This window comes from Bacillus sp. F56, assembly GCF_001748205.1.
GTDB classification, from domain to species: Bacteria; Bacillota; Bacilli; order Bacillales; family Bacillaceae; genus Bacillus; species Bacillus stercoris.
Window position 1 is genome coordinate 225120 of sequence record NZ_BDFC01000005.1, and the last position, 22994, is coordinate 248113.

Below are 22994 nucleotides of genomic sequence, written 5' to 3' on the forward strand. Positions count from 1 at the left end.
TAGTGACTGATGAAAGAGAAGGTGATGCTATGAGTAAATCGCGGGACAGTTATTTCGATAACGCAAAATTTTTATTGATATTCCTTGTTGTATTCGGTCATATTCTTCGTTCCTTTATTAATGATAATCACTTTATGCTCTACCTCTACAAGTTCATTTACACATTCCATATGCCTGCATTTATTCTTGTATCCGGTTATTTCGCAAAAGGCTTTAAACGGGAGGGATATGTAAAAAAGCTGGCGGCCAAGCTGATTATTCCGTATTTGATTTTCCAAATCATTTATTCCGTCTTTTATTACATTATGCAAGATGAAAGCATGGCAAATGTGAACCCGATTGATCCGCAATGGTCGTTATGGTTTCTTGTAAGCTTATTCTTTTGGAACCTGCTTCTATATCCTTTTTCAAAGCTTTCAAAGCTGGGAGCGCTGTTTGTCAGCTGCGGATTCGCCGTGCTGATCGGTTATCTGGACTTTGTCAGCAGCACGCTGAGTTTGTCACGGACATTCGTATTCTTACCGATGTTCCTTGTCGGTTTTTATTTAAATAAACATCATTTTGATTTATTGAGATCAAAACGAGGCAAACAAATTGCGCTCGGAGTGCTTGCCGCCGTATTCGTCATCTGCTGGGGCATCGATTTTGACTATTCATTTCTGTTTGGTTCAAAACCGTATTCTTCATTTGGAGACGTTACCCTGGTAAGCGGACTATCCCGAATCGGCTGGTATGTACTCGCCTTTGCGGCAACCTTTAGCTTTTTAGCGCTCGTTCCGCAAAAACGGTATTTCTTTACCAAATGGGGGACCCGGACATTTTACGTGTATTTGCTTCACGGGTTTATTATTAAAACGCTGCGGCAGGTCGGTCTTGAGGATTGGCTTACTGACTATCAAAGCTTAGTGATCCTCTTGCTTTTAACAGCAGCACTGACATCAGTACTCTCCAGCAACTTTGTTAAGACAGTCGCTCAGCCTTTCATTGAGCTGAGGATGACCAGCTTATTGCAATTTGTCAGAGGAACGGGCAAAAATGCTTATTTAAAATAGAAAAGCACCTCTTAAGCGGGACACCGCCTAAGAGGTCTTTTTTATTTCTGTTTATTGTTTTTGTTTTTTTCATTTTTCTTTTCAGGCTTTGTAACTTCCAGCGTTTCGATGATCTTTCCGGCATTGTAATCCCCAAATTCACTTGAGAATTCTTCCTCCAGCACCTTCTTATTCATAGGCTTTTTATGATTTTGCATATCTCTGCTATGACGGTGTTTCTTCACAATCACATGCCTCCCTGCTTACCCTGTTTGGAATTGCGGTTTGCCCCTCTAAAATTGGGGTCGTCATGATATTGTGTCTTATATGAATTTGGGTCCATGCTCTCAGTAGGTGTATTGTTATTTTTAATGGCTTCATTTACTTCAGCTTTACGCTTCATTCGAATCCTCCTCGCCAGTTTTCACACATTTCGGCTAAAGATGCAGGGGCATTAAACTGCACCTGTCGAAGTTAGGTTCTCCAACTGAACAGGAGGCACACATCTTTTTTTTGGCAATCAAAAAACACCGCTAAATTGGCGGTGTTTTGTCTATCCGATAATCACTCTTTCCTTCGGATAATGATAATTCGCTTCAATTTCCTTTCTACCGATCAGATACAGGAAGGTCAGGATGCCGATTCGCCCGATAAACATAACAATCATAATGACGCATTTTCCAACACTGCTCAAATCAGCCGTAATTCCAAGTGACAGACCGGTTGTACCGAATGCCGAGCACACTTCAAACAAAAGCTCCAGCAGGGAATGCTTTTCTGTAATGGTCAGAATGAGTGTCGAGCCAAAAACGAGCAAGATCGCCATCATTGTGACAACAAGCGACTTCATCAGGTCAGCAGGATGCAGCTCCCGTTTGAATACCTTTACGGACTTATTACCGCGGGCGAAATGAAACAGCGCAAGAAGATTCAAGGCAAAAGTCGTTGTCCGTATGCCTCCCCCGACTGAACTTGGCGACGCTCCGATAAACATCAGCGCACAAATAAAAAAGAGTGTGGGATCTGATAATTGGCTGATATCGATTGTGGCAAGACCCCCGCTTCGGGTTGCCGTTGATTGAAACAGGGACAGAAACAAAATATCATGCCATGATTTTCCTGCGAACGCATGGTTTGCTTCCAGGGCAAAGATGCCTATGGCTCCAAACAAGACAAGCGAGCCGAACGTAATCGTTGTGATCTTCGTAAAAAGCGTAAATGGATAACGGCGATGCTTTGAAAACAGGAAATCCTTTACTTCAACCAGCACAGGAAATCCAATCGCTCCAAATATAATTAAAAGCATTGTAATAAACTGCACAAAGTAATCGTGACGAAATGGAATCATCGAATTACCGGTAATATCAAATCCGCCATTTGTCGTTGCGCTGATACTGGCAAAAAACCCGTGTAAATAAGCTTCCTGAAAGGAATCATAGTAGGTTAAGAAATAAGTGCCGAGTATAAGCCCGCCAAAAAATTCAATCCACAAGATCAGAAAAAGAACCTGCTTCATCAGATTGACAATCCCGGAAAACTGGGATTGGTTTTGGTCAACCATAATCAATTTCCGTTCTTTCAGCCCGATTCGTTTTCCCATGATCAGCCAAATGAACGTTCCGAGCGTCATAATCCCGATTCCGCCAAATTGCAGAACAAATGCCAATATAAAAATGCCTGTTGTACTGAATGTATCAGCTGTATCAACGACCGTCAGCCCTGTTACGCTGACTGAACTGACGGCGGTAAACAGCGCATCAATGAACGTCCAGTCCGCCCCCGGTTTATGGCCCGCCGGCAAACTCAGCAATATAACGGCCACAGTAACTGCAAGAAAATAATATAATGCGATTAGCTGGGCCGGTGACAGGGCCTGTATCAATTTTCCAAACTTTAATTTCATGTAAAATCCTTCTGCCTCTCTTTTTAAGTACGGTAATTATTCTAAAGATATTAGGTCCATTTTTAAAGGCTTTTACGTAACATTTTCTTAACTTGCTTATTTTTTTATGTTTTTAATCAATGGATAAAATAAAAAAACCTCTGAGAATTTCCTCAGAGGAACAATGTGTTTGTATTACTTAGCTTCCAGCCGTCTGATACGCTCATCTAAATCAGGGTGAGTAGAGAAAAGTGAAGAGCGCTTCTTGCCATTGATCTTTAACGTTTGGACAGCTGTCTGATCGTCTTCCATCATTCGGGAAGAGTAGCCTTTAAGCGTCCGAAGCGCATGAATCATCTTATCCTTGCCGGCAAGATCCGCTCCTCCCCTGTCAGCATGGAATTCACGATGGCGTGAATACGCAAACACAACCAGGCTGCCAAGTATCGAAAAGATAATCTGAAAGACAATCATTGCAATAAAATGTACGATCGGCGCTAGATCTTCTTTGACAAAACGGCTTGCAATCCAAGCTGCGATGCGTGATAGAAAGACGACAAAGGTATTGACGATACCTTGTAAAAGCGTCATTGTTACCATATCACCATTAGCGATATGCGCGACCTCGTGGGCAAGCACTCCTTCAACCGCCGCATCATCCATCTGCTCCAAGAGCCCAGACGATACTGCGACAAGAGAACGGCGTTTAGACGGTCCAGTCGCAAACGCGTTTACTTCAGGTGAACGGTAAATCCCGACTTCCGGCATTTTCGTTAACCCTGCAGAACGGCTTAATCTATGGACACGATCAACCAATTGCTGTTCCTCGTAGCTGAGTGAGTGTTTTTTCGGATTCAGCACTCTCACGCCCATCATCGTCTTTGCCATCCATCTGGACATCGCAAGAGACGTAAAGGAACCGACAAAGCCAACGACTAAACTGAACACAAGAAGCGCCATTAGATCGATACCGCCATCAGCTGTAAAGTATGTCCCTACTCCGGTAACAGAGCTCAAAATAGACAAAACAATCCCGATTGTTGTAAGCACCAAAATATTCGTTAAAATAAACAGAAAAATTCTTTTCGCCATAACAACCTCCGTTATTTTAAGTTCAAAAGAACCTGTATATTTAAATTATAAAACATCCATTTGAAAATGCAAGGAATTCGACGTATGATGTTAATGTAATTTGCTGACGCTTCAATTTTGAACTTATACATAAACCGCTTATCCGCGTCAAATTGTTTAAAGAGGTGAACAATGAACATTTTTAAACTTTCTCGAACCGATATGGTGCGGCTGCTCTATTCCCTAAAAGGACAAGGAGAACATAGCCCGCTCGACATTCTCGTCCAATCAGCGAACATGTCAGCAGAAAAAGCAGCCAATCATCTTGAAATTCCTGAATTTCTTACAAGATACGAACGAAAAAAACAGAAAAAAGAATACGGCCTCTCTACAAATGAAATCGTAGAGCTCGGCAACTTATGCGAACTGACTTCATTAAAGTCAACCGCGATTCAAAACTGGGTAAAGCGTGATATCAAGGATCTGATCGGACACCCTGAGCTGGGCAAAAAATACTCAGTTGAACAAGCAGTTATTCTTTTAATTGTACGTGATTTAAAATCCATTTATGACTTTGAACACATACGTGCTATTTTAAAAGTGGCCTTTAACACAATCTCAGACAGATCTGATGATGTCATTAGCCCGATTGCTTATTATGAAAGTTGTGCATATGTGCTTGATGCCGTTCATCACCAAGATACTCCTTCTATGAAAGAATCAAATCTGCAGGTGATCGTCGAACAGGAGACAGAACGTCTCCGCTACCGTTTTGAAGAACTGAATGACGGCCAATGGCTTAAAATCAGACAGATTATCGCCATTACAGTCCTCTCCATTTTAACGTTCCATATTCAGGCAACCGCTCATAAAATGACAGCAGACATTTTATAGTCTGCGCACCCCCGGCTCAGAGGCCGGGGGTTTATTTTTCTCCACAACAATTGCCAGCATAAATAATCCCCGTATATTTCAAACTAAATACGCGTTAAGAATTTCTTTATAGAAAAAGGAGATGAAAAAGATGGCGAGCAGAAATAAACTCGTTGTTCCAGGGGTGGAGCAGGCACTAGACCAATTTAAACTCGAAGTGGCTCAAGAATTCGGTGTGAACCTTGGTTCTGATACAGTCGCACGCGCTAACGGCTCTGTAGGCGGAGAAATGACAAAGCGGCTGGTGCAGCAAGCACAATCTCAGTTAAACGGCACAACTAAATAAATTCAGGTCTTTATTCGCCGGGGGCACTCGGCGAATCTTCATTTTGAGCTGAATTATTATCACTGCTGTAGCCGTTTGGATTACGGCGGTCTGAAGCGTTATCCCTTCTGGATGAAGAACGATTCTTGCCTTGTTCACCATTGTTCCAGTCCCTGTGGTATTGGCTTTGACCTTTGTCAGCGCTGTTATTTTCATTTCCTTTATCTTGAGGATCTTGTATTGGGGTTTGCTCATCGTCCCCATCTTTTTCGGTATTTGTGTTTTCATCTGATTCCTTTACATTTTTATCTTTATCACTTTTATCAGTCTGGTCATCCGCTTTATCTTCTTTCTGGTCACCGGAATCCGTATCATTCAACTGTTCATTATCTCCTTGCTTGCTGTCCTGGGAGTCGGTTTGATCGGTGTTTTCACCTTCATTTTCTTCTCTCTTTTGATCCTCTTCCCCGGATGGTTTGCTGGAGTCATCTTTTAAATCTTTATTGTTATTCTTTTCATTTGATTTGATGTAGCTGCCTGTTGAAACGCCTTCTTTCTTCGCTTTTTCCCTCGTTTGCATATCAGACTCGAGAGATTCCATGCGGTATGTCGTTTTATATTTTTCAGTTACATCGTTGAGCTGTTTTTTCACAGCTTTTTTATATGTATTGTCTTCCGTATTTTCATAAACAGTGGAAATCAATATTTCTTTCGATTTCTTTACATACCCGTGCTCATTGCAGTCGGTTATTATATCGTCAATCACCTTTTTAAAATCAGTCTTCTCCCAATCATCTATATCATTTACGACCTGCTTTCCCTCATCGTTTAGAGGCGTCAGTTCAATCACTTCATAATCGCTGTTTAACGCCATTTCAACGCTTGGATTGATATCGATTGTCATATACGCATAGGCCTTATTGTTGGAAAAAACGGGGAGAACTATAAAAATAAAAAGCATAATAGCAGTCATCGTAAAAATCCCCATTTTGAAAGGGCGCAGTTTAAAAAAATCAAAAAAGCTGGCCCTTCTGCCCATGCGTGTTTCACTCGGAAGCATGATTTCCTCTCCGATTTCATAGCTGTGGCGATCATTTTTAGCTTTTAAAAATTGTCCGTCAGGGGTCAGCAACGTGACGAATTTTTTATTTTTCTCTACTATAATCCCTCTTCTCATGAGTGCAGCACCCCTTTAAGATAATCTTTTAAATAAATATAATCACCCGTAATGATAATACACATCGCAATAATATATTTTCTGTTTCTCTCAATCGTTTTTCGGCTTACAGAGACAAGCTGCTCCAGCTGTTTCACTGGAAGCTGCTTCTTTGTGTACAAAATAGCGGCCAATTCTTCGTGTTCAACAAGCGTCATTGCCACTTTTATGGCGTTTTGCCTTGCATCCGTGTGCTTTGGAGAATTTTCAAGCAGTTCTTTAAACGACAAACCATAATCCTTGAGCTGCTTTTGAAAATAGAGGATTTCCTCCCGCCTCTGCTCCTGTTCAATCTGACGGCGGTATTCATCAATGGAAAGCTCGGCTTCAATCAGGCTTTGTGATGATTCCTGATCGTCTCCTTCCTGTAAATCGATATTTATATTTTGTGCGCTTCTGGCTTCTTTTCTAATGTAATCAATGACTTTTCTTTTTATAATAAGCTCAGCAAATGCGAGCAGAGAATTTCCTTTTTCAGGTGAATATTTTTCAATGGCTTCATTAAACGCGATCAGTCCAATACTGAACTCATCGTCTTTTTCATCTATATATCGTTTACAAACGGATGAAACCGTCTTTGCGATAAATGGCTTATATTGCTGTATTAATTCATTTTGCAGATCTTTATTGCCTTTTTGTATACTCTCAACAGCTTTTTCAAGCGTTTGCTTCTTTTTTCCCAATTTAAACAAAAGGCTAAGCACTGGTTTCACCTCAGTTCCTCCCTATAACTACTCATTAATGATAGCTAATTTGATAGGGATTCGCAAAGGAGAAAAAGAAATATTGATTTCCAATGTCTCAATTATGACAAACCATTCTGACGTCCTATACATGATTTCGTGCCTTTCTAAAGAATTAAGGGGGTTTTATGCGTGTTTTTTGTAACAAACCTGTTATAAAAATGTTATTTTATTTCGGGTATGAAAACGCTTCAAACACGAAAAGACTCTGCTTTTAAGCAGAGTCTTTCAGATTACGCCCGTTCCCGAGTGCTGTTTTTTTGTTCGTTTTGTGTGCCCTCCAGCTGTTTTTTCCCACCTGACATAAACCAGCCGCTAACTGCAATTGCCGCTAAGACACCCCAGAATATCAGCTTCCATGTTCCAGAATGGATAAAGTGTTCAGAAACAACCGCTATGTCACGATGGGCAAGCGTATATAAAGCAAGCTTCACTCCGACCCAGCCGACAATCACAAAGGCTGCTGTTTCTAGGCTTGGACGTTCCTTTAATAACTTTACAAACATTGAAGCCGCAAATCGCATGATCACCAGTCCGATTATACCACCGGCCAAAATGATGATAAATTGCCCTCCGTCAAGTCCGCCGATCTTCGGGAGTGATGTCCCAGGGAGCGTAACCGCCAGTGCTACTGCTGCTAAAATAGAATCAACAGCAAACGCGATATCTGCCAGTTCCACTTTTAAAACAGTCGGCCAAAAACCGCTTTTCTTCGTCTCTTTATGCGTGTCTTCTTTCTTAAATACATATCTTTTCAATAAGTGGCTTGCTGAGATATACAGCAAATAGATCGCGCCAATCGCTTGAACCTGCCATACGTTGACCAAGAAAGAAATTGCAAATAAAGAGCCAAATCGCAGTACAAAAGCCCCTGCCAATCCATAAAACAGCGCTTTTTTTCTTTTTTCTTCCGGCAAATGTTTTACCATGACCGCCATAACCAGTGCGTTATCGGCGGCTAAAATCCCTTCCAGCCCGATCAAGACGAGAAGAACCCAACCATACTCTAATAATAATGCTGCATCCATAAATGATACCCTCCCAAAAAAGTTGTTTTCTTTCTCTTCATCCGATCTTATGCCGGCCGGACCATGCAAAAAAGACCTTTGCCGACATAAGGCAAAGGTCTTGCTAGACATGAATTCAAGCATGCCAACAAAGCCGATGGATACCATCCATGAAATGACGACTTTGTTTCCGGAATATATTCCGGACGCTACTCCCCTTTGGGATTTCAAGAAATATCATTTTATACGTCAATAATATGCGCAGTGCGGTGATTTGTCAACGTTTATTTTTTAAAAATACTGATAAATGTTCGGAGTGCGTGCGTTTCTTCCTCTTTTTCATCAATAAGTAGAGCAGGAACAGCACCAAAATCGCTATCCCGATCGGAAGCATATATTGATCAAGAATAGAGCCGACTTCCTTCCAATTTTCACCGAGCTTCACACCGAGATAAACATATACAAATGTAATCGGAAGCATAGCGATGAATGTATAAAGCGAAAACACCCAAACATTCATTTTTGCAATGCCGCACGGTATGGAGATCAATGTCCTGATGCCAGGCAAAAAACGGCCGCTGAAGGCGACAAAGCCCCCATGTTTTTTAAAAAATTGATCAGACTTATCAAGCGCTTCAGGCTTAATAAAAAGGTACTTCCCAAAACGTTCAAGAAACGGCCTTCCTCCGTACCTTCCTATCCAATACAGCGTAAGCGGACCGGCCACTCCTCCAAGCGTTCCTGCCAAAACAACGCCGGCAAGCGTCATATCGCCTTTCGATACCCAGTAGCCCGCAAGAGGCAGGACGATTTCAGCGGGGATAAACTCAATACTGAGCGCTAGAAATATTCCAAAATAAGATAAGCTTTTAAATGCTTCTATCCATGACATAACCAGCTCTTCGATAGCCTTCAACTCCCCTTTTCCCTATTTATGTATTGTACATTTTATTTTTTTGGAAAACGTCAACATGATTTTAACACATTTTTCACGGTCAGCTGAACTAAAAATAGCTCTCACTCGTATTTCTATCATCTTGAAGGCTGAAAGTCTGGAGTTAAGCAGCCGATAATAAAGAGAGTCAACAAGACTGGAACATCAGATACGGGAGGAATCTCCATTTGGAAATACACGTTACGTATAATACGACGCTCATATATTTATCTATTCTTATTGCCTGTGCTGCCTCATACATTTCCCTTGAACTGTCAAGGAAAGTCACGATCCATACGGGTTTAAAAAGTAAAGTTTGGCTGATTGGCGGCTCACTTATAATGGGATTCGGGATTTGGTCAATGCATTTTGTAGGGATGATGGCCGTCCATATGGAGATGGAGATGCAGCTGGAATATGAATTCATGCCTTTAATGGCATCCATTGGTGCATCTGTTTCCGGATCATTTGTGTCATTATATTTTGTCAGCCGGAACATTCTTACATTTTACAGACTGCTTACCGGATCAGTTGTGCTTGGCGCATCTATTGCTTCTATGCACTATATCGGAATGTCTGCCATTTCCCGGGTAATGATTATATATGAACCGATTCTATTTACAGTTTCAATTATCATTGCGATTGCAGCATCTTTCGTCTCGTTAAAGATATTCTTTGACTTGGCCGTAAAAAAACATTCTGATCATCTTATGTATTATAAAGTCATCAGTTCACTTGTAATGGGTTTAGGGATTTCGGGCATGCATTATACAGGAATGCTTGCCGCAACTTTCCATGAGGACACGGCTCCTTCCGGAAGCCATATGGAAGTACATACGTTTCATTGGTCAATTTTTGTTACTTTAATTATTTTTTGTATACAAACACTATTATTATTCAGTTCCCATGCAGACCGAAAGTTTATGAAACAAAGCGAACGCATAAAGGATAACGAACAGAGATTTCAATCTTTAATCAACCACAATATTGACGCCATCTTTATTTTGTCATTAGAAGGCGACATTATATCATCAAATCATGCCGGCGAGGAAATGATCAGCAAATTTGGATTCAGCATGCACGATTGGGAAAATTATACATCCCAGAAGATTAAGCTCCTTTTTGAGCAAGTTAAAAAAGATAAACAAGCGATGAACAGTGATAGCGATCTGATTACTGAAAAAGGCCAGTTTCACTTAAATATTACGCTCATACCTGTTGAGGTCAATCAAGAGCTTGACAGCATTTATGTTATTTGCAAAGACATGACAAAGCAGTACAGAGCAGAGAAAGAAATCCATAGAATGGCTCATTATGATTCGCTTACAGACTTACCTAACAGAAGGCATGCCATCTCTCACCTAACAGAAGTGCTGAATCGCGAGCATACCTTACACTATAACACCGTTGTATTCTTTCTGGACTTAAACCGGTTTAAAGTGATTAACGATGCATTAGGGCATAATGTCGGTGATCAACTGCTTCAGCTTGCAGCTAAGCGCCTGTCATCTGTAGTTCCTGATAACGGATTTATTGCCCGTCTTGGCGGCGATGAATTTATTATTATATTGACAGATGCCAATACAGGAACAGGCGAGGCAGATGTTTTAGCAAAAAAAATTATCCAAAAATTCGAAAAACCTTTTAAAATCCAAGAGCACACTTTAGTCACCTCTGTCAGTATCGGGATTGCGATATCTCCAAAAGACGGGACGGATGGCCTTGAATTGATGAAAAAGGCTGATATGGCGATGTATGCCGCTAAAGAACCAAACAAAAGCAAATACAGGTACTTTTCTTTTTCAATCGGGAACAAAGAAACCGTCAAGCTGAATCAAGAGATCGTACTTAGAGAAGCAATTGAAAACGATAGATTTGTCTTATATTATCAGCCGCAATTCAGCGCAAAAAATCAAAAAATGACAGGGGCAGAAGCATTAATACGTCTTGTCACACCCGACGGTCAGCTGTGCCCACCCGGAGAATTCATCGGTGTCGCAGAAGAAACGGGCCTTATTATTGATATCGGAAAGTGGATTATAGATAAAGCATGCAAACAGGCAAGGGTTTGGCATGACAAAGGCTATGATCTTTCTGTCGCCATCAATATTTCCGCCAAACAGTTTCAATCCGAAGATCTGATTCCCCTCATCAAGGATACGCTGAATAAATACAAGCTTCCTCCGCACCTTCTTGAAGTGGAAGTGACAGAAAGCATGACAATGGACAATCTTGATCACTCCAAAAAGGTTTTGTCATCGCTAACGGAATTAGGAATCAGAATCAGTATTGACGATTTCGGTACTGGCCACAGCTCGCTTAGCTATTTGAAGGACTTTCCGATTCACAGGCTGAAAATTGACAAATCATTTATTGACGATATTCAAACCCATCGTAAATCAGAGCAAATTACAGGGGCTATTATTGCCATGGGCCATCAGCTGTCTTTGCAGGTGATTGCCGAAGGTGTTGAAAATTCAGCACAAAAGCAGCTTCTTTATGAAAAAGGCTGCGACCATTTGCAGGGATTCTTTTTCAGCAGGCCAATACCGCCGGAACAAATCGAACAATTCATTATTGAACAGCCGCCGCAATAATAGCGCCGGCTGTTTTTTTCACCCATAAGTTACTACACATGAATCGCCCCACTCCTCTTCACACTAAAGAAAAAAAGGGGTTTATCGATATGCATACAATGTGGAAGGGATCGATCAGTTTCGGACTAGTAAACATCCCCATCAAGCTATATGCGGCCACAGAAGATAAAGATATTAAGCTGCGCAGCCTCCATAAAGAGGATCACGCACCAATTAAATACGAGAAAGTTTGCACGAATTGCGAAAAAACACTTAGCCCTGATGAAATTGTCAAAGGATATGAATATGTAAAAGGAAAATATGTAGTGCTGACGGACGAAGATTTAAAAAGCTTAAAGCAGGAGCATGAGGAGAAAGCGGTTGAGATTGTTGACTTTGTTCAGCTTCAGGAAATTGATCCGATTTATTTTAACCGCTCCTACTTCGTCGGCCCCGGGGATAACGGGACGAAAGCCTATACTCTGCTGCGTGAGGCGCTGCGTTCAACCGGAAAGATTGGTATCGCCAATATGACAATCAGGTCAAAGCAGCAACTGGCGATTCTCCGCGTTTATGAAAATTGTATCGTCATGGAGTCCATCCATTATCCGGATGAGGTCAGAAGCGCCGCTCATGTCCCAGGTGTACCTGATCAATCGAATGTAAATGATAAGGAACTACAAACCGCTATCACATTAATAGATGAACTGACTGCTGAGTTTAAACCTGAAAAATATGAGGACACGTATCGTCAGGCTCTGCTGCAAAGAGTCAATGACAAGCTTGAAAATAAAGAGACAGCCGTCACTCCTGATAAAGCGCCACCGCGTGAAGATGTCATTGACCTGGTAAGCGCACTGCAAGCCAGCATCGACAGAACCAGAAGACCGAACCCCGAGACATCGGCTGCCGCACCTGCACAAGCCGCTGAACCGAAAGGAGCCGGAGATAAAAAACGGAAAACGACTAGAAAAAAAGCCTCCGGCACGTCATAGTCCATGGCGTTAACCATGCAGCCGGTCCTTACTTCGTCACCGCCAATCGGAGAAGAATGGCGTTACGAAGTTAAATATGACGGGTACCGATGTATTCTTCGCATCCATTCTTCAGGTGTGACCTTAACCAGCAGAAATGGTGTGGAGCTCAACAGCACCTTCCCTGAAATCACACAATTCGCCAAAAGTGTCTTTCAGCCTATGGAAAAAGAACTTCCGCTGACACTTGATGGAGAAATCGTCTGTTTGGTGAATCCTTGTCGAGCAGATTTTGAACATCTTCAAGTACGGGGACGTTTAAAAAGGCCAGACAAGATTCAGGAATCGGCAAACGCGAGGCCGTGCTGCTTTCTCGCTTTTGACTTATTAGAGCGAAACGGAGAAGATGTAACGCTTGGTTCGTATTTGGACCGTAAAAAAACGCTGTATGACCTCATGTCCGCAGCAAAGCTTCCTGCGTCTCCAGACCCTTACGCAAAGGAAACCATCCAATATATCCCCTGTTACGATCATTTTGATCAACTCTGGGAAATGGTAATGAAATATGACGGAGAAGGAATTGTAGCGAAAAAAACAAACAGCAAATGGCTTGGAAAGAAGCGGTCGTCCGATTGGCTCAAATATAAAAACTTTAAACAAGCACATGTTTGCATAACAGGCTTCAACCCTAACAATGGGTTTCTGACGGTGTCCGTATTAAAAAACGGGATCATGACACCGATAGCCTCTGTCTCGCACGGAATGCGTGATGAGGAAAAAAGCGCGATACGAGAGATTATGGAACAGCACGGACATCAAGCACCTTCTGGCGAATTTACGCTTGAACCTTCTATTTGTGCAACTGTTCAATACTTAACGGTTCTTCAAGGCACACTAAGAGAGGTATCGTTTGTCGGTTTCGAATTCCAAATGGACTGGACCGAATGCACATATGCGCAAGTCATACGCCACTCTAAACCGGTTCACCCAAAGCTTCAGTTCACAAGCCTGGATAAAATCATATTTGAAAAGAATAAAAAAACAAAAGAAGATTTTATTCAGTATATGATTGAGGTCAGTGACTACCTGTTTCCATTTCTGAAAAACCGGGCTGTCACCGTCATTCGCTATCCGCATGGAGCTAGGAGCGAATCATTTTTCCAAAAAAACAAGCCGGACTACGCGCCGGATTTTGTTCAATCTTTCTATGACGGAAGCCATGAGCATATTGTCTGCGAGGATATGTCTACGTTGTTATGGCTTTGCAACCAGCTTGCTTTGGAGTTTCACGTTCCTTTTCAAACCATTAGAAGCAGGCGTCCGGCTGAGATTGTCATTGATTTAGACCCGCCTTCGCGAGATGACTTTATTATGGCCGTTCAGGCTGCAAATGAACTGAAGCGGCTGTTTGACTCCTTTGGCATTACTTCGTACCCGAAGCTGTCCGGCAACAAAGGCATCCAGCTTTATATTCCCTTGTCTCCTGAGGCTTTCACGTATGAAGAAACACGCCAATTTACACAGCTGATTGCCGAGTACTGCACCAATGCATTTCCCGAGCTATTTACCACTGAACGCTTGATTAAAAACAGGCATGGCAAATTGTATCTTGATTATTTGCAGCATGCAGAAGGAAAAACGATTATCTGTCCCTATTCGACGAGAGGAAATGAGCTCGGGACTGTCGCGGCACCGCTTTACTGGCATGAAGTCCAATCATCTTTAACACCCGCTCTGTTTACAATTGATACCGTCATTGATCGGATTAAGAAAAAGGGCTGTCCATTTTTTGATTTTTACCGCAACCCGCAGGACGAACCTCTTAGCGCTATATTACATCAGTTGAAAAAAAGAGCTGACTAATGAAGTCAGCTCTTTCCGTTTAACTGTACTTTTTCTCTAATCGCTCTTTTTCCTGGCGCTGAAGCGGGCTCAGCGGCTCATTATACAAATCGATATCAATCGCGTATTTCGGGCGTCTTTTCACTTCGGAAAATATCGTCCCGATATACTCTCCGATAATCCCAATTCCCATCAATTGCAGCCCGCCCAAAAACCAAATGGAAATGATGAGAGACGCCCAGCCTGCATTCGTATGGCCGAGCAGCTTTTGAATAAACGCGCCAATCCCTGCCACAGCGCTGAGAAAAAATAAAACAAATCCCAAAAGCGTAAAGAATCGAATTGGTGCGACACTGAATGATGTAATCCCGTTAAAAGCGAATGACAGCATTTTTTTCAGCGGATATTTCGTTTTGCCGGCAAAGCGTTCCTTGCGGTCATACAACACTTCGGCTGATTTAAAGCCAATCATGGGAACAATGCCTCTTAAAAACAAATTCGCTTCTGGATAACGCTCAAGCTCTTCAAGGGATCTTTTATTCATTAAACGAAAATCAGCATGATTGTAAATTAATTTAATCCCAAGCTTATTCATGAGGCGATAAAATCCTAATGCGGTCGTGCGTTTGAAAAAGGTATCGGTTTTTCTGCTCCGGCGGACACCGTACACAATCTCGCAGCCTTCATGATATTTCAGCATAAAATCCCGGATCACAGAGATGTCGTCCTGAAGATCAGCATCAATCGAAATGACACAGTCTGACCTATTCTTCGCTTTATGGAGTCCGGCTAAAAGCGCTTTTTGGTGGCCGACATTGCAGGCTAATTTTAAACCGGTAACCTTCTTGTTTTTTATGCTTTCCATGGCAATCAGAGCCCAAGTGCGATCTTTGCTGCCATCATCGACGAATAGAATTTTACTGTTTTCAGCAATTAATTTCTCTTCAATTAAATCGTCTACAACCTCTGTCAGCTGACGGCTTGTTTCTTGAAACACTTCCTCTTCATTGAAACACGGGACGACGATGGTTAATACTGGCTGTGGCTGTTTCAATCGATATCCTCCTTATCTTGTTTCATATAAATAAATGCGCCAAGCGGAATCCTTATGGTCAAACGTCTTGACAAGCGCAAGATGGTTTTGTTCAGCATTCATGATCGGAACTGAAGAAAAAATGTACCGTCCGCCCATTTTTTTAAATACATCTGTATTTAATTGAAGATTGTTGATCGTTTTCTTCGAGTTCTTTTTGAAATCATATCGTTTACCGAGTTCATCGACAAAAAGGTAGCAGCGGCTGCCCCACTCATCAAAATATTGTTTCAGCCGAGTGTTTTTTTCCAGCTCTTTTTCGATGATTTTCCTAAATTCATATTTATAAGAGAGCGGATATAGATTGTTATACGTATCTAACGTATAAAACCCGTTATATTGGGCGATAGACGGATGCAGGCCGATGCTCGCCACCCTGTACGAATCTTGCGGGCGTCCGATAAATTCCTTAATCTCGTTGAATTGCTCGGATGCATAAAACTCCCTAAATGTCGGCGCGTTGTAATGAACACCATACGTATACTCTTCATTAAAAGGCGCCAGCACCATCAGCTGTGCAGCGACCGCGGCGTACACAAGCCATTTCCACCCTTTCCCCATCCGCCAAATAAGATATAAAGCAAGCGCAAAGCTCACGTATATAACAAGCGGTCGCAGAAAATGAAATCGGGCAAAATTAAATTCTGCTAAAAAGGCAAATTTCTGCTTAGGCACTGCCCAAATTTTATTGAACCAAAACGCATACCATAATGACAGTCCGTAATTAAGCACACATAAAAACAGATAAACATTTTCTGGCTTTGTCCGATTTCGTTTGAACAGCAGAGCAGCAAATACGAGCAGCAGAATCGGGAGGATGACAACGGTATGAACGGTCATCACATGATTATGGCCATAGACAAAGTTTTTTACGGATAGCCGAAGAGAATGCCAAACGTCATGCCTGGATGAGATAAATTCAATCCGATGCATCGGTGCGTGCTCAAACAGCATCGAATAGACAAGCCGATATTCAACGAAAAGATAGATACTCGTCATAAATGCAATACTGCCTAAAAAAATCAGATTCCATCTTCTTTTTGTAATGGCATCATACAGCCAAAAACACGCCATTCCTGCCAGGAAAAAGAAGAAGCCTAACACAAAGCTTGAATATAAAGGGAGCAGTCCGAGCGTCAGCCATTCTCTCCATGAGATATCCCCTTTTCGGATATTTAAAAAAGCCCACAGTGCCAAAGGGTACCCAAGCGTACTTAGCATTCCCGAAGGCCAGAAAGGTGTTAAGGCAAATGCAAGCGATACGCCAATTCGGATGAAAGCCGCTTTTGGCTCCGGGATTACATGTTTTTTCAGCAGCACATACATTCCCAAAAAAGCGACAACTCTTGTAACCGTTTGGCTTATTGCATAGGCAGTCATGGAAGAAAAGAAAGCATGAAGCCAAACAATGCCGCTCCACTCGGTGCCAAAGGCATCCCGTGGCAGCCCGTTAATGATTTGCGGAATGGCAGCGTCAACCTTGCCGACGATTTCTCCGCTATCGGCAAGAACCTTGTACCACGCGATGTTGGAATCTAAATTATCGTGGACTCGGATATGGGCATCTTCCTTTAAAATAAAAAGCGGGGATACATACAGCAAAAGGAGAAATAATGCGATCCAGAGATAATATGTTTCTTTTTTTTGTTGTCTCATCAACCGTAACATTGCTTACACATCCATTTGTTATTCTGACTCCGTCGGCATGTTCTGCCTTATGTGTCAAAATTTATTATCCCTTTTCCCTTCCAAATCATTCATCATATGACAATCCGTTTTTCAGCCTGTCTCTACCCATTAATTCCCGCTATCCATAGTGCTTGATCACTTACTATACTGATAGCAGGGAGGGGATATATTTTGTTTACAATCTTACTTTCATTGGCCATACTCGTATTTGTGCCATTTCTATATAAAGCGAACCGCAATACAAAAGATGTGAAAGTCAACACCATTTCAATCGATCAAAAAGACGGCCTTCCAGCCAGAAAAAAATTAAATATCCTTCATTTATCAGATCTTCACTTAGAAAACATTTCAGTCTCACCTGAGGAGCTGTATCTTTTAACAAAAGATCAGCCTGTGGACATCATTGCTCTTACCGGTGATTTTCTTGATCGGAAACGTAATATTCCGAAGCTGGCAGGTTACTTGAACGCCTTGCAAAAGCTGAAGCCTGCATATGGAATGTACGCGGTGTTCGGTAACCACGACTATGTATTGAAAGAAAGAGACTTTCAGAGGCTGAAGCGTGTTTTAGAGGAAAACGGCTGTATCACGCTTCAAAATAAACATGTTCGAATCGAGACGGCTGCAGGGCCAATCAATATTATCGGCATTGATGATTACAGTACGAATCGCAGTAATATCACCGGCTCTTATCAAAGTTTGGAAAACGGCTATCAGCTTGTACTAACACATGACCCAAATATTATTCTGGATATGAAAGATGTTCATTATGATTACCTGCTGTCAGGCCATTTTCACGGCGGGCAAATCCATTGGCCAAAACCGTATCATTTGGTGAAAATGGGCAAACTCGTGCGCATGAACATGATTAAAGGTCTTCATTATCATCACGATAAGCCATTTTATATCAGCGAAGGCTTAGGACAAACCGGCGTAAATATCCGTGTCGGAAGCCGCCCTGAAGTGACATTTCATCAGATTTAAGCAAAAAAGACTGTGCTGACCGAGGCATCAGTCTTTTTTTTGATAGGTTTTCTGCAGCTTTTCTTTTGAGATCAACAAATAGGATGAATTCGGTAAATGCCGCAAGCTCACAGGCTTTGAAGTCAAATATAAAATCGGCACATGGGACATTTTTTTAAAGCATCTGTAAAAAGGGTTCACCGGGGTGATCACATCAAAGCCGAGCCTTTTTACACCTTTGTCAAGCATCGTAATCCCAATGATTCCTTTGATTTTCTCGCTTTTTTTATGATTGTTGATATAGTCAAGAAGAAGCGGCATTGATTGATATACTTTCTGATAAATAATGATTCCTTTTCTGACCGTACTCTCAATGCTTTGCAGTTCTCTTATCAGCTTAATATTGTGCAGATGGATTTTAACGAGCACATCATTTTTTTTAATATGCGTTCCGTCGCTCAGCACGACATGATGTCCTTTATACTTCGTCAGCCTGACTCGAAAAACGCTTTTTTGCTCTTTGTCAATCAAGCTTAGCCTAGAAAAAAAGAAATAAATCGGGTCAAGCATTTTCCAAATGGAAAGGAAACAGGTTTTCATCTTTTCACCTTCCTTATGATCAAAAACACCCTTATATTTTGTGAGCGTTCTCCCCAAAATATAGTTGCCATATTTTTTTGGGAGGACTGTCATGAAAAACATTCTCATTTTTCCTTTTTTAAGCATTTCCACCGGCCATCATCATGTGGCTGATGCATTACAGGCTGAATTAGAGTCTCAGGGGCTTGCAGCTGAGAACATTGATATCTTTTCACATGCGTATAGGCGGTTAGAAAAACTGTCCTCCGCGGGTTATTTAAAATGGATTCAATACTTCCCAAAAACGTATAGCGGCATTTACCGGCTGCTCGCCTGCGGAGAATATCAGCATGACAAACGCTATTCCACGTACGAATTGCTGTTCACACAGCAAATGAGGCACATCCTCCAAGAAAAACAACCTGATTTCGCCTTCTGCACACATGCGCTGCCTTCTTATCTGCTGAACCGGCTAAAGCCTGAATATCCGAATCTGACGGTTGTGAATGTATACACTGATTTTTTCGTGAATCAATTATGGGGACGGAAGAACATTGATTACCATTTTGTTCCGAGCACCGAAGTAAAGAAGCAGCTTATATCAGAGGGGATCGATCAGAAAAACATATACTTGACCGGCATACCCGTTCACCGAATGTTTGAAATGGGATCAGCAGATGCCTGTCAGCATCATCCGCCATATACCATCATCATCACAGGAGGCAGTATGGGAGTTGGGGGAATGTTAAAATGGGTGCAGAAACTGTCGCCAGACGGAAAGATCTTATACAAAATATTATGCGGCAGAAACGAAAAGCTCTACTGCTATGTCAAAAGTTTACACCACCCTTTAATTGAGGCGATTCCTTACCTTCACAGCAAAGCAGAGATGAACCGTTTGTACGAACAGGCGGCAGGCATCATGACAAAACCCGGAGGCGTGACCATCAGTGAATGCTTACAGAAGCGGCTCCCCGTATTTATTTATCATGCACTGCCGGGACAGGAGGAAATGAATTTGAACCTTTTAAAAGAAAGGAAGCTTGTCATAGATATGAGAAACTGGGATGTACAAAAAGCAGAAGAACGTTTTGCGGTATTTTTTCAATCAAGTGAACTGATGAAGAAATATCAAACACACGTCAATGAATATCTTGAAGAAATGTCTGATAGGAAGATTGAAGATGTTTTAAAAAGAATCCTATAAAACAAAAAAACACTCTCCAGAAAGAGAGTGTAGAGTCGTTAACGAAACAGCAAATGCTGGCTGTGTATGCCCGCTTTCTTGAGCAGGACGATCAACTGGTCCTGTTCATCAGGCGAAAGGCCTGAAAACGCTCTCGCAATACGCAGAGCATGAATCGGATAAATTTTATCCAAATACTCATTTCCCTTGTCAGTTAAATGTGCGTAAACGGAGCGTTTATCTTTCGGGTCCTGCTCCCTTACTAAAAACCCGTTTCTTTCTAGTTTGTCAATAACATATGTGACGTTTCCGCTTACAAGCAGAAGTCTCGACCCAATTTGCTGCAATTTTTGCGGGCCTCTTGTGTACAGGAGCTCCAGTACAGCAAATTCAGTGGGATTAAAACCGTGCTCTTTGCTATCACGGATACTATGTTCGGACACACTTTTGAAAGCCCTTGCAAAAACTCTGTACAAATTCATCGCACGCTCAACTTCTTCTTCGTTAAACGATAATCTCATCATATCTACCTCGTATATAGGATTTTTATAAAAAAATAATGAAAACCCTTACATATAATAAGAGTTCAGTCCCTTACTATACGTATTCGCTATAATTCGAGAAATTCCTTCTAAAAGCAAAAAAATCCTTATACATTATCTTGTATAAGGATAATTTCTGTGATTTGTAATGCTTCGAAAGAAATAAGCATATTCTTTCCGAAGCTCAGAAATCGTCATTTTGTTCATGACCTCTTTATTATAAACCCCAATTTGATAGAGTTTTTCAGAATAATGGCTTCGTTCTTTTTCTAAAGCGGTTTTCAATAAATTACTCATAGCGTCCTCCTTCATTTTGAGGTATCCTATACAAAAGATACTCTATTTAAATGAACGTGGTATGAATCTAATGTAAAGAATTTATGTTTACGAAGATTTACGGTACCGTCCGTTTTGAACGGATCTTAATAATTGAAAAGCCTGTTCTCCGGCAAGCTGCATAAACGTCTCCAGCATTTCATCACGCTTGATATCCAACTCGATAATTTCTTTTGCCAGTGAGACCGCTTTTTCTTCCTCCATGATTATCCTTCCTCCTCGTTTGTTCGTTACATAAAGGATAAAACGCGCTTGTATGTTACGCATTATTCTTGTTAATTTTTCTTCCGCATTTTTTCAAAAATATTCTATTTGATGTTAGAAAATATGACAAGCGTCAGGTTTTTTCTCTTTGTTTTTTATATACTATTATCAAAAGACATCCAGGGGTGGAAAAATGACCACAGAAGATCATTCTTATAAAGACAAAAAAGTGATTTCAATCGGAATTGTGAGTGAATTGACAGGATTGTCCGTAAGACAGATCAGGTATTATGAGGAACGAAAACTCATTTACCCGCAGCGTTCTTCAAGGGGGACAAGAAAATACTCCTTTGCCGATGTGGAGCGTCTGATGGATATCGCCAATAAGCGGGAAGACGGCGTACAGACGGCAGAGATTTTAAAGGATATGCGCAAAAAAGAACAGATGTTAAAAAACGATCCGCAAGTGCGGAAAAAAATGCTGGAGGGGCAGCTTAATGCTCACTTTCGGTACAAAAACCGTTAAATGATAAAAGTCCGGCTCGCAGTTGAGACGGACTTTTTAAATTTATAATGAGTGTATGAATGCAGTGGCAATGCCAAAGTAGATTAATAAAGATAAAATATCGTTTAACGTTGTAATCAGCGGTCCAGAAGCAATCGCCGGGTCTACTTTCAGTTTGTGCAAAATAATAGGGATAATCGTTCCTGACATCGTGCCGATGATTAAGGTTAAAAACAGTGAAGAAGCGACAACAAATCCCAAAAGCGCATTCCCCTGCCATATGATGGAGACAATCGCGATTAGCACAGAACAAACCGCTCCGATAAAAATACTTGTTCTGAACTCCCGGAAGATCAGGCGCACAATCGTTTTTTTGTTCATTTCTTCTTTAGACAAACCTCTGATGACAACCGCGAGAGATTGTGTTCCCGTATTTCCTGTCATCCCTGACACCATCGGCATGAAAAACGCAAGCGCGACAACCTGTTTCAGCGCATCTTCAAAATAGCTGATAATGCTTCCTGAAATCAGCCCGATAAACAAGAGTAAAATCAGCCATGGCAGGCGCCGGTATGCCGCCACGTAAGCTTTTGTGTCAAAGGTGATGTCTTTACCGGAAGCGGCAAATTTTTCGTAATCCTCATCAGCTTCCCGAATGACGACGTCGATAATATCATCAACCGTTACGATGCCGACAAGCACGTTGTTTTCTTCTACAACCGGTATTGCCAAGAAATCGTAACGTTCAATCAGGCGGGCAACTTCTTCCTGGTCCTGAAGAGCATCTGCTGATATGACGCGGGTAAACATTAAATCCTGCACCTTTTCTTCAGGTTCACCCAGGATCAAATCACGGTAGGAAAGAACCCCAACCAGCTGTTTGCTTTCATTAATAACATATAAGTAGTTGATCGATTCAGCGATTTCAGCGAAGCTTTTCAGTTTGACGACCGCGTCTTTTACCGTATAATGCTGAGGAATCCACACATATCGGTTTGTCATCATGCGTCCCGCTGAGTCAGCCGGATAATTCATCAAGAGCTGTACAGCTTTTGACTCTGACGCTTCCATGCTGGACAAAAGCTGCTCCTTCAGTTCTTCATCCATTTCTTCAAGCAATTGTGCGAGGTCATCGTTGTCCATTTTGTTCATCGCCAGTGTTGCTTTTGTTTTTCCGACTTTATTTAAGACGGCAAGCTGAAATTCGCGTTCCAGCTCCCCGATCATATCAGTGATATCGTCTACAGTTAAATAAGATAAATAGCGGGCGCGGTGTTTTTCCGGCATTTCTTTAAAAATAAACGCCATGTCATAGGGCTGAAGCTCATCAATAACGCTTCTGAAATCCCTGATTTTCCCGTCTCGCAATAAAATAATGATGCGTAAAATGAGTTCGTCATAGGTCATGTTTTGAACCATCGGG

The 22994-nt window shown here is 41.6% G+C and carries 23 protein-coding genes, 1 pseudogene and 1 riboswitch; of the genes and pseudogenes, 9 read left to right on the forward strand and 15 right to left on the reverse strand.

What is annotated here, in order from left to right; all coding sequences use genetic code 11:
* Nucleotides 1–29 precede the first annotated feature (29 nt).
* Nucleotides 30–1052, forward strand: a complete 1023-nt coding sequence (locus BFW96_RS05680; protein WP_041521313.1) for an acyltransferase family protein — start codon at nucleotides 30–32, stop codon at nucleotides 1050–1052.
* Nucleotides 1053–1093: 41 nt separating this feature from the next.
* On the opposite strand, the gene BFW96_RS05685 is transcribed toward BFW96_RS05680, so the two are convergent.
* From BFW96_RS05685 to htpX, 4 genes are all read right to left on the reverse strand, one after another.
* The gene (locus tag BFW96_RS05685) at nucleotides 1094–1276 is read right to left on the reverse strand and encodes a hypothetical protein (RefSeq protein ID WP_041521312.1); all 183 of its coding nucleotides are present in this window, start codon (nucleotides 1274–1276) and stop codon (nucleotides 1094–1096) included.
* A gap of 2 nt (nucleotides 1277–1278) precedes the next feature.
* Entirely contained in the window at nucleotides 1279–1434 is a 156-nt protein-coding gene (locus tag BFW96_RS05690) for a hypothetical protein (RefSeq protein ID WP_014663734.1), read from the reverse strand.
* 150 nt (nucleotides 1435–1584) lie between these two features.
* Nucleotides 1585–2934 carry a Ktr system potassium transporter KtrD gene (gene ktrD / locus BFW96_RS05695; RefSeq protein WP_069149490.1) on the reverse strand — a complete coding sequence of 450 codons (1350 nt, stop codon included), beginning with the start codon at nucleotides 2932–2934 and terminating at the stop codon, nucleotides 1585–1587.
* A 174-nt stretch (nucleotides 2935–3108) separates the two neighbouring features.
* On the reverse strand, nucleotides 3109–4005 hold the full coding sequence (gene htpX / locus BFW96_RS05700) for a protease HtpX (RefSeq protein WP_069838881.1): 897 nt from the start codon (nucleotides 4003–4005) through the stop codon (nucleotides 3109–3111).
* A 171-nt stretch (nucleotides 4006–4176) separates the two neighbouring features.
* On the opposite strand from htpX, the gene htpK reads away from it, so the two are divergent.
* Together htpK and sspD are read left to right on the forward strand one after the other, a co-directional pair.
* Nucleotides 4177–4878, forward strand: coding sequence for a transcriptional regulator HtpK (gene htpK, locus BFW96_RS05705; RefSeq protein ID WP_040083317.1), 702 nt, complete (start codon nucleotides 4177–4179; stop codon nucleotides 4876–4878).
* A gap of 130 nt (nucleotides 4879–5008) precedes the next feature.
* Nucleotides 5009–5203 carry an acid-soluble spore protein SspD gene (sspD, locus tag BFW96_RS05710; protein ID WP_003218568.1) on the forward strand — a complete coding sequence of 65 codons (195 nt, stop codon included), beginning with the start codon at nucleotides 5009–5011 and terminating at the stop codon, nucleotides 5201–5203.
* 10 nt (nucleotides 5204–5213) lie between these two features.
* Here the strand turns inward: sspD and rsgI are convergent, their stop codons facing one another.
* The 4 genes from rsgI to BFW96_RS05730 form a co-directional block, all read right to left on the reverse strand.
* Nucleotides 5214–6359 carry an anti-sigma-I factor RsgI gene (rsgI, locus tag BFW96_RS05715; protein WP_069838882.1) on the reverse strand — a complete coding sequence of 382 codons (1146 nt, stop codon included), beginning with the start codon at nucleotides 6357–6359 and terminating at the stop codon, nucleotides 5214–5216.
* Nucleotides 6356–7111 (reverse strand): RNA polymerase sigma factor SigI, encoded by a 756-nt coding sequence (gene sigI, locus BFW96_RS05720; RefSeq protein ID WP_003245855.1) that lies wholly within the window; start codon nucleotides 7109–7111, stop codon nucleotides 6356–6358. The genes rsgI and sigI overlap by 4 nt, the downstream gene beginning before the upstream one ends.
* Nucleotides 7112–7374: 263 nt before the next feature.
* Complete coding sequence (locus tag BFW96_RS05725) at nucleotides 7375–8169, reverse strand: TerC family protein (RefSeq protein WP_069838883.1); 795 nt, start codon at nucleotides 8167–8169, stop codon at nucleotides 7375–7377.
* Nucleotides 8170–8218: 49 nt separating this feature from the next.
* Nucleotides 8219–8378: riboswitch (yybP-ykoY riboswitch) on the reverse strand.
* Nucleotides 8379–8425: 47 nt separating this feature from the next.
* Nucleotides 8426–9040, reverse strand: coding sequence for a DedA family protein (locus tag BFW96_RS05730; protein ID WP_069150765.1), 615 nt, complete (start codon nucleotides 9038–9040; stop codon nucleotides 8426–8428).
* Nucleotides 9041–9270: 230 nt separating this feature from the next.
* Here BFW96_RS05730 and BFW96_RS05735 point away from each other — a divergent pair, with 230 nt between their 5' ends.
* The 3 genes from BFW96_RS05735 (at nucleotide 9271) to BFW96_RS05745 (ending at nucleotide 14495) form a co-directional block, all read left to right on the forward strand.
* A complete protein-coding gene (locus BFW96_RS05735; protein ID WP_069838884.1) occupies nucleotides 9271–11679 on the forward strand; it encodes an EAL domain-containing protein in 2409 nt (802 codons plus the stop codon).
* An 89-nt stretch (nucleotides 11680–11768) separates the two neighbouring features.
* Nucleotides 11769–12653, forward strand: a complete 885-nt coding sequence (gene ku / locus BFW96_RS05740; RefSeq protein ID WP_069838885.1) for a non-homologous end joining protein Ku — start codon at nucleotides 11769–11771, stop codon at nucleotides 12651–12653.
* Nucleotides 12654–12656: 3 nt separating this feature from the next.
* Nucleotides 12657–14495, forward strand: a complete 1839-nt coding sequence (locus tag BFW96_RS05745; protein ID WP_069838886.1) for a DNA ligase D — start codon at nucleotides 12657–12659, stop codon at nucleotides 14493–14495.
* A 19-nt stretch (nucleotides 14496–14514) separates the two neighbouring features.
* Here the strand turns inward: BFW96_RS05745 and BFW96_RS05750 are convergent, their stop codons facing one another.
* Both BFW96_RS05750 and BFW96_RS05755 read right to left on the reverse strand, forming a co-directional pair.
* Nucleotides 14515–15528 (reverse strand): glycosyltransferase family 2 protein, encoded by a 1014-nt coding sequence (locus BFW96_RS05750; RefSeq protein ID WP_069149484.1) that lies wholly within the window; start codon nucleotides 15526–15528, stop codon nucleotides 14515–14517.
* A gap of 12 nt (nucleotides 15529–15540) precedes the next feature.
* Nucleotides 15541–17235 carry a DUF6044 family protein gene (locus tag BFW96_RS05755; protein WP_069838887.1) on the reverse strand — a complete coding sequence of 565 codons (1695 nt, stop codon included), beginning with the start codon at nucleotides 17233–17235 and terminating at the stop codon, nucleotides 15541–15543.
* Nucleotides 17236–17427: 192 nt separating this feature from the next.
* Between BFW96_RS05755 and BFW96_RS05760 the strand changes: the two genes are divergently transcribed.
* A complete protein-coding gene (locus BFW96_RS05760; RefSeq protein ID WP_069838888.1) occupies nucleotides 17428–18240 on the forward strand; it encodes a metallophosphoesterase in 813 nt (270 codons plus the stop codon).
* A 27-nt stretch (nucleotides 18241–18267) separates the two neighbouring features.
* Here the strand turns inward: BFW96_RS05760 and BFW96_RS05765 are convergent, their stop codons facing one another.
* The gene (locus BFW96_RS05765) at nucleotides 18268–18819 is read right to left on the reverse strand and encodes a YkoP family protein (RefSeq protein WP_040083805.1); all 552 of its coding nucleotides are present in this window, start codon (nucleotides 18817–18819) and stop codon (nucleotides 18268–18270) included.
* Between the two features lie 91 nt (nucleotides 18820–18910).
* On the opposite strand from BFW96_RS05765, the pseudogene BFW96_RS05770 reads away from it, so the two are divergent.
* Nucleotides 18911–20028: pseudogene (locus BFW96_RS05770) on the forward strand (MGDG synthase family glycosyltransferase); the annotation flags it as partial.
* 15 nt (nucleotides 20029–20043) lie between these two features.
* On the opposite strand, the gene BFW96_RS05775 reads toward BFW96_RS05770, so the two are convergent.
* The 3 genes from BFW96_RS05775 to BFW96_RS05785 form a co-directional block, all read right to left on the reverse strand.
* On the reverse strand, nucleotides 20044–20508 hold the full coding sequence (locus tag BFW96_RS05775) for a MarR family winged helix-turn-helix transcriptional regulator (RefSeq protein ID WP_003232536.1): 465 nt from the start codon (nucleotides 20506–20508) through the stop codon (nucleotides 20044–20046).
* A gap of 132 nt (nucleotides 20509–20640) precedes the next feature.
* Nucleotides 20641–20823 (reverse strand): stress response protein YkoL, encoded by a 183-nt coding sequence (gene ykoL, locus BFW96_RS05780; RefSeq protein WP_014663719.1) that lies wholly within the window; start codon nucleotides 20821–20823, stop codon nucleotides 20641–20643.
* Between the two features lie 87 nt (nucleotides 20824–20910).
* On the reverse strand, nucleotides 20911–21066 hold the full coding sequence (locus BFW96_RS05785; protein ID WP_052438165.1) for a hypothetical protein: 156 nt from the start codon (nucleotides 21064–21066) through the stop codon (nucleotides 20911–20913).
* A gap of 193 nt (nucleotides 21067–21259) precedes the next feature.
* Between BFW96_RS05785 and BFW96_RS05790 the strand changes: the two genes are divergently transcribed.
* Entirely contained in the window at nucleotides 21260–21592 is a 333-nt protein-coding gene (locus BFW96_RS05790; RefSeq protein ID WP_003232541.1) for a MerR family transcriptional regulator, read from the forward strand.
* Nucleotides 21593–21634: 42 nt separating this feature from the next.
* Here the strand turns inward: BFW96_RS05790 and mgtE are convergent, their stop codons facing one another.
* Nucleotides 21635–22990, reverse strand: a complete 1356-nt coding sequence (mgtE, locus tag BFW96_RS05795; RefSeq protein ID WP_014663717.1) for a magnesium transporter — start codon at nucleotides 22988–22990, stop codon at nucleotides 21635–21637.
* Between the last annotated feature and the right edge of the window lie 4 nt (nucleotides 22991–22994).

Coding starts and splice junctions, on each gene's coding strand:
- ykoL (WP_014663719.1), bottom strand. CDS start 20,823: ATGAGTAATTTATTGAAAACCGCTTTAGAAAAAGAACGAAGCCATTAT.
- ku (WP_069838885.1), top strand. CDS start 11,769: ATGCATACAATGTGGAAGGGATCGATCAGTTTCGGACTAGTAAACATC.
- sspD (WP_003218568.1), top strand. CDS start 5,009: ATGGCGAGCAGAAATAAACTCGTTGTTCCAGGGGTGGAGCAGGCACTA.
- BFW96_RS05730 (WP_069150765.1), bottom strand. CDS start 9,040: ATGTCATGGATAGAAGCATTTAAAAGCTTATCTTATTTTGGAATATTT.
- rsgI (WP_069838882.1), bottom strand. CDS start 6,359: ATGAGAAGAGGGATTATAGTAGAGAAAAATAAAAAATTCGTCACGTTG.
- mgtE (WP_014663717.1), bottom strand. CDS start 22,990: ATGGTTCAAAACATGACCTATGACGAACTCATTTTACGCATCATTATT.
- BFW96_RS05790 (WP_003232541.1), top strand. CDS start 21,260: ATGACCACAGAAGATCATTCTTATAAAGACAAAAAAGTGATTTCAATC.
- BFW96_RS05725 (WP_069838883.1), bottom strand. CDS start 8,169: ATGGATGCAGCATTATTATTAGAGTATGGTTGGGTTCTTCTCGTCTTG.
- BFW96_RS05765 (WP_040083805.1), bottom strand. CDS start 18,819: ATGAAAACCTGTTTCCTTTCCATTTGGAAAATGCTTGACCCGATTTAT.
- htpX (WP_069838881.1), bottom strand. CDS start 4,005: ATGGCGAAAAGAATTTTTCTGTTTATTTTAACGAATATTTTGGTGCTT.
- BFW96_RS05745 (WP_069838886.1), top strand. CDS start 12,657: ATGGCGTTAACCATGCAGCCGGTCCTTACTTCGTCACCGCCAATCGGA.
- BFW96_RS05785 (WP_052438165.1), bottom strand. CDS start 21,066: ATGGAGGAAGAAAAAGCGGTCTCACTGGCAAAAGAAATTATCGAGTTG.
- BFW96_RS05755 (WP_069838887.1), bottom strand. CDS start 17,235: ATGTTACGGTTGATGAGACAACAAAAAAAAGAAACATATTATCTCTGG.
- htpK (WP_040083317.1), top strand. CDS start 4,177: ATGAACATTTTTAAACTTTCTCGAACCGATATGGTGCGGCTGCTCTAT.
- BFW96_RS05680 (WP_041521313.1), top strand. CDS start 30: ATGAGTAAATCGCGGGACAGTTATTTCGATAACGCAAAATTTTTATTG.
- BFW96_RS05775 (WP_003232536.1), bottom strand. CDS start 20,508: ATGATGAGATTATCGTTTAACGAAGAAGAAGTTGAGCGTGCGATGAAT.
- BFW96_RS05690 (WP_014663734.1), bottom strand. CDS start 1,434: ATGAAGCGTAAAGCTGAAGTAAATGAAGCCATTAAAAATAACAATACA.
- ktrD (WP_069149490.1), bottom strand. CDS start 2,934: ATGAAATTAAAGTTTGGAAAATTGATACAGGCCCTGTCACCGGCCCAG.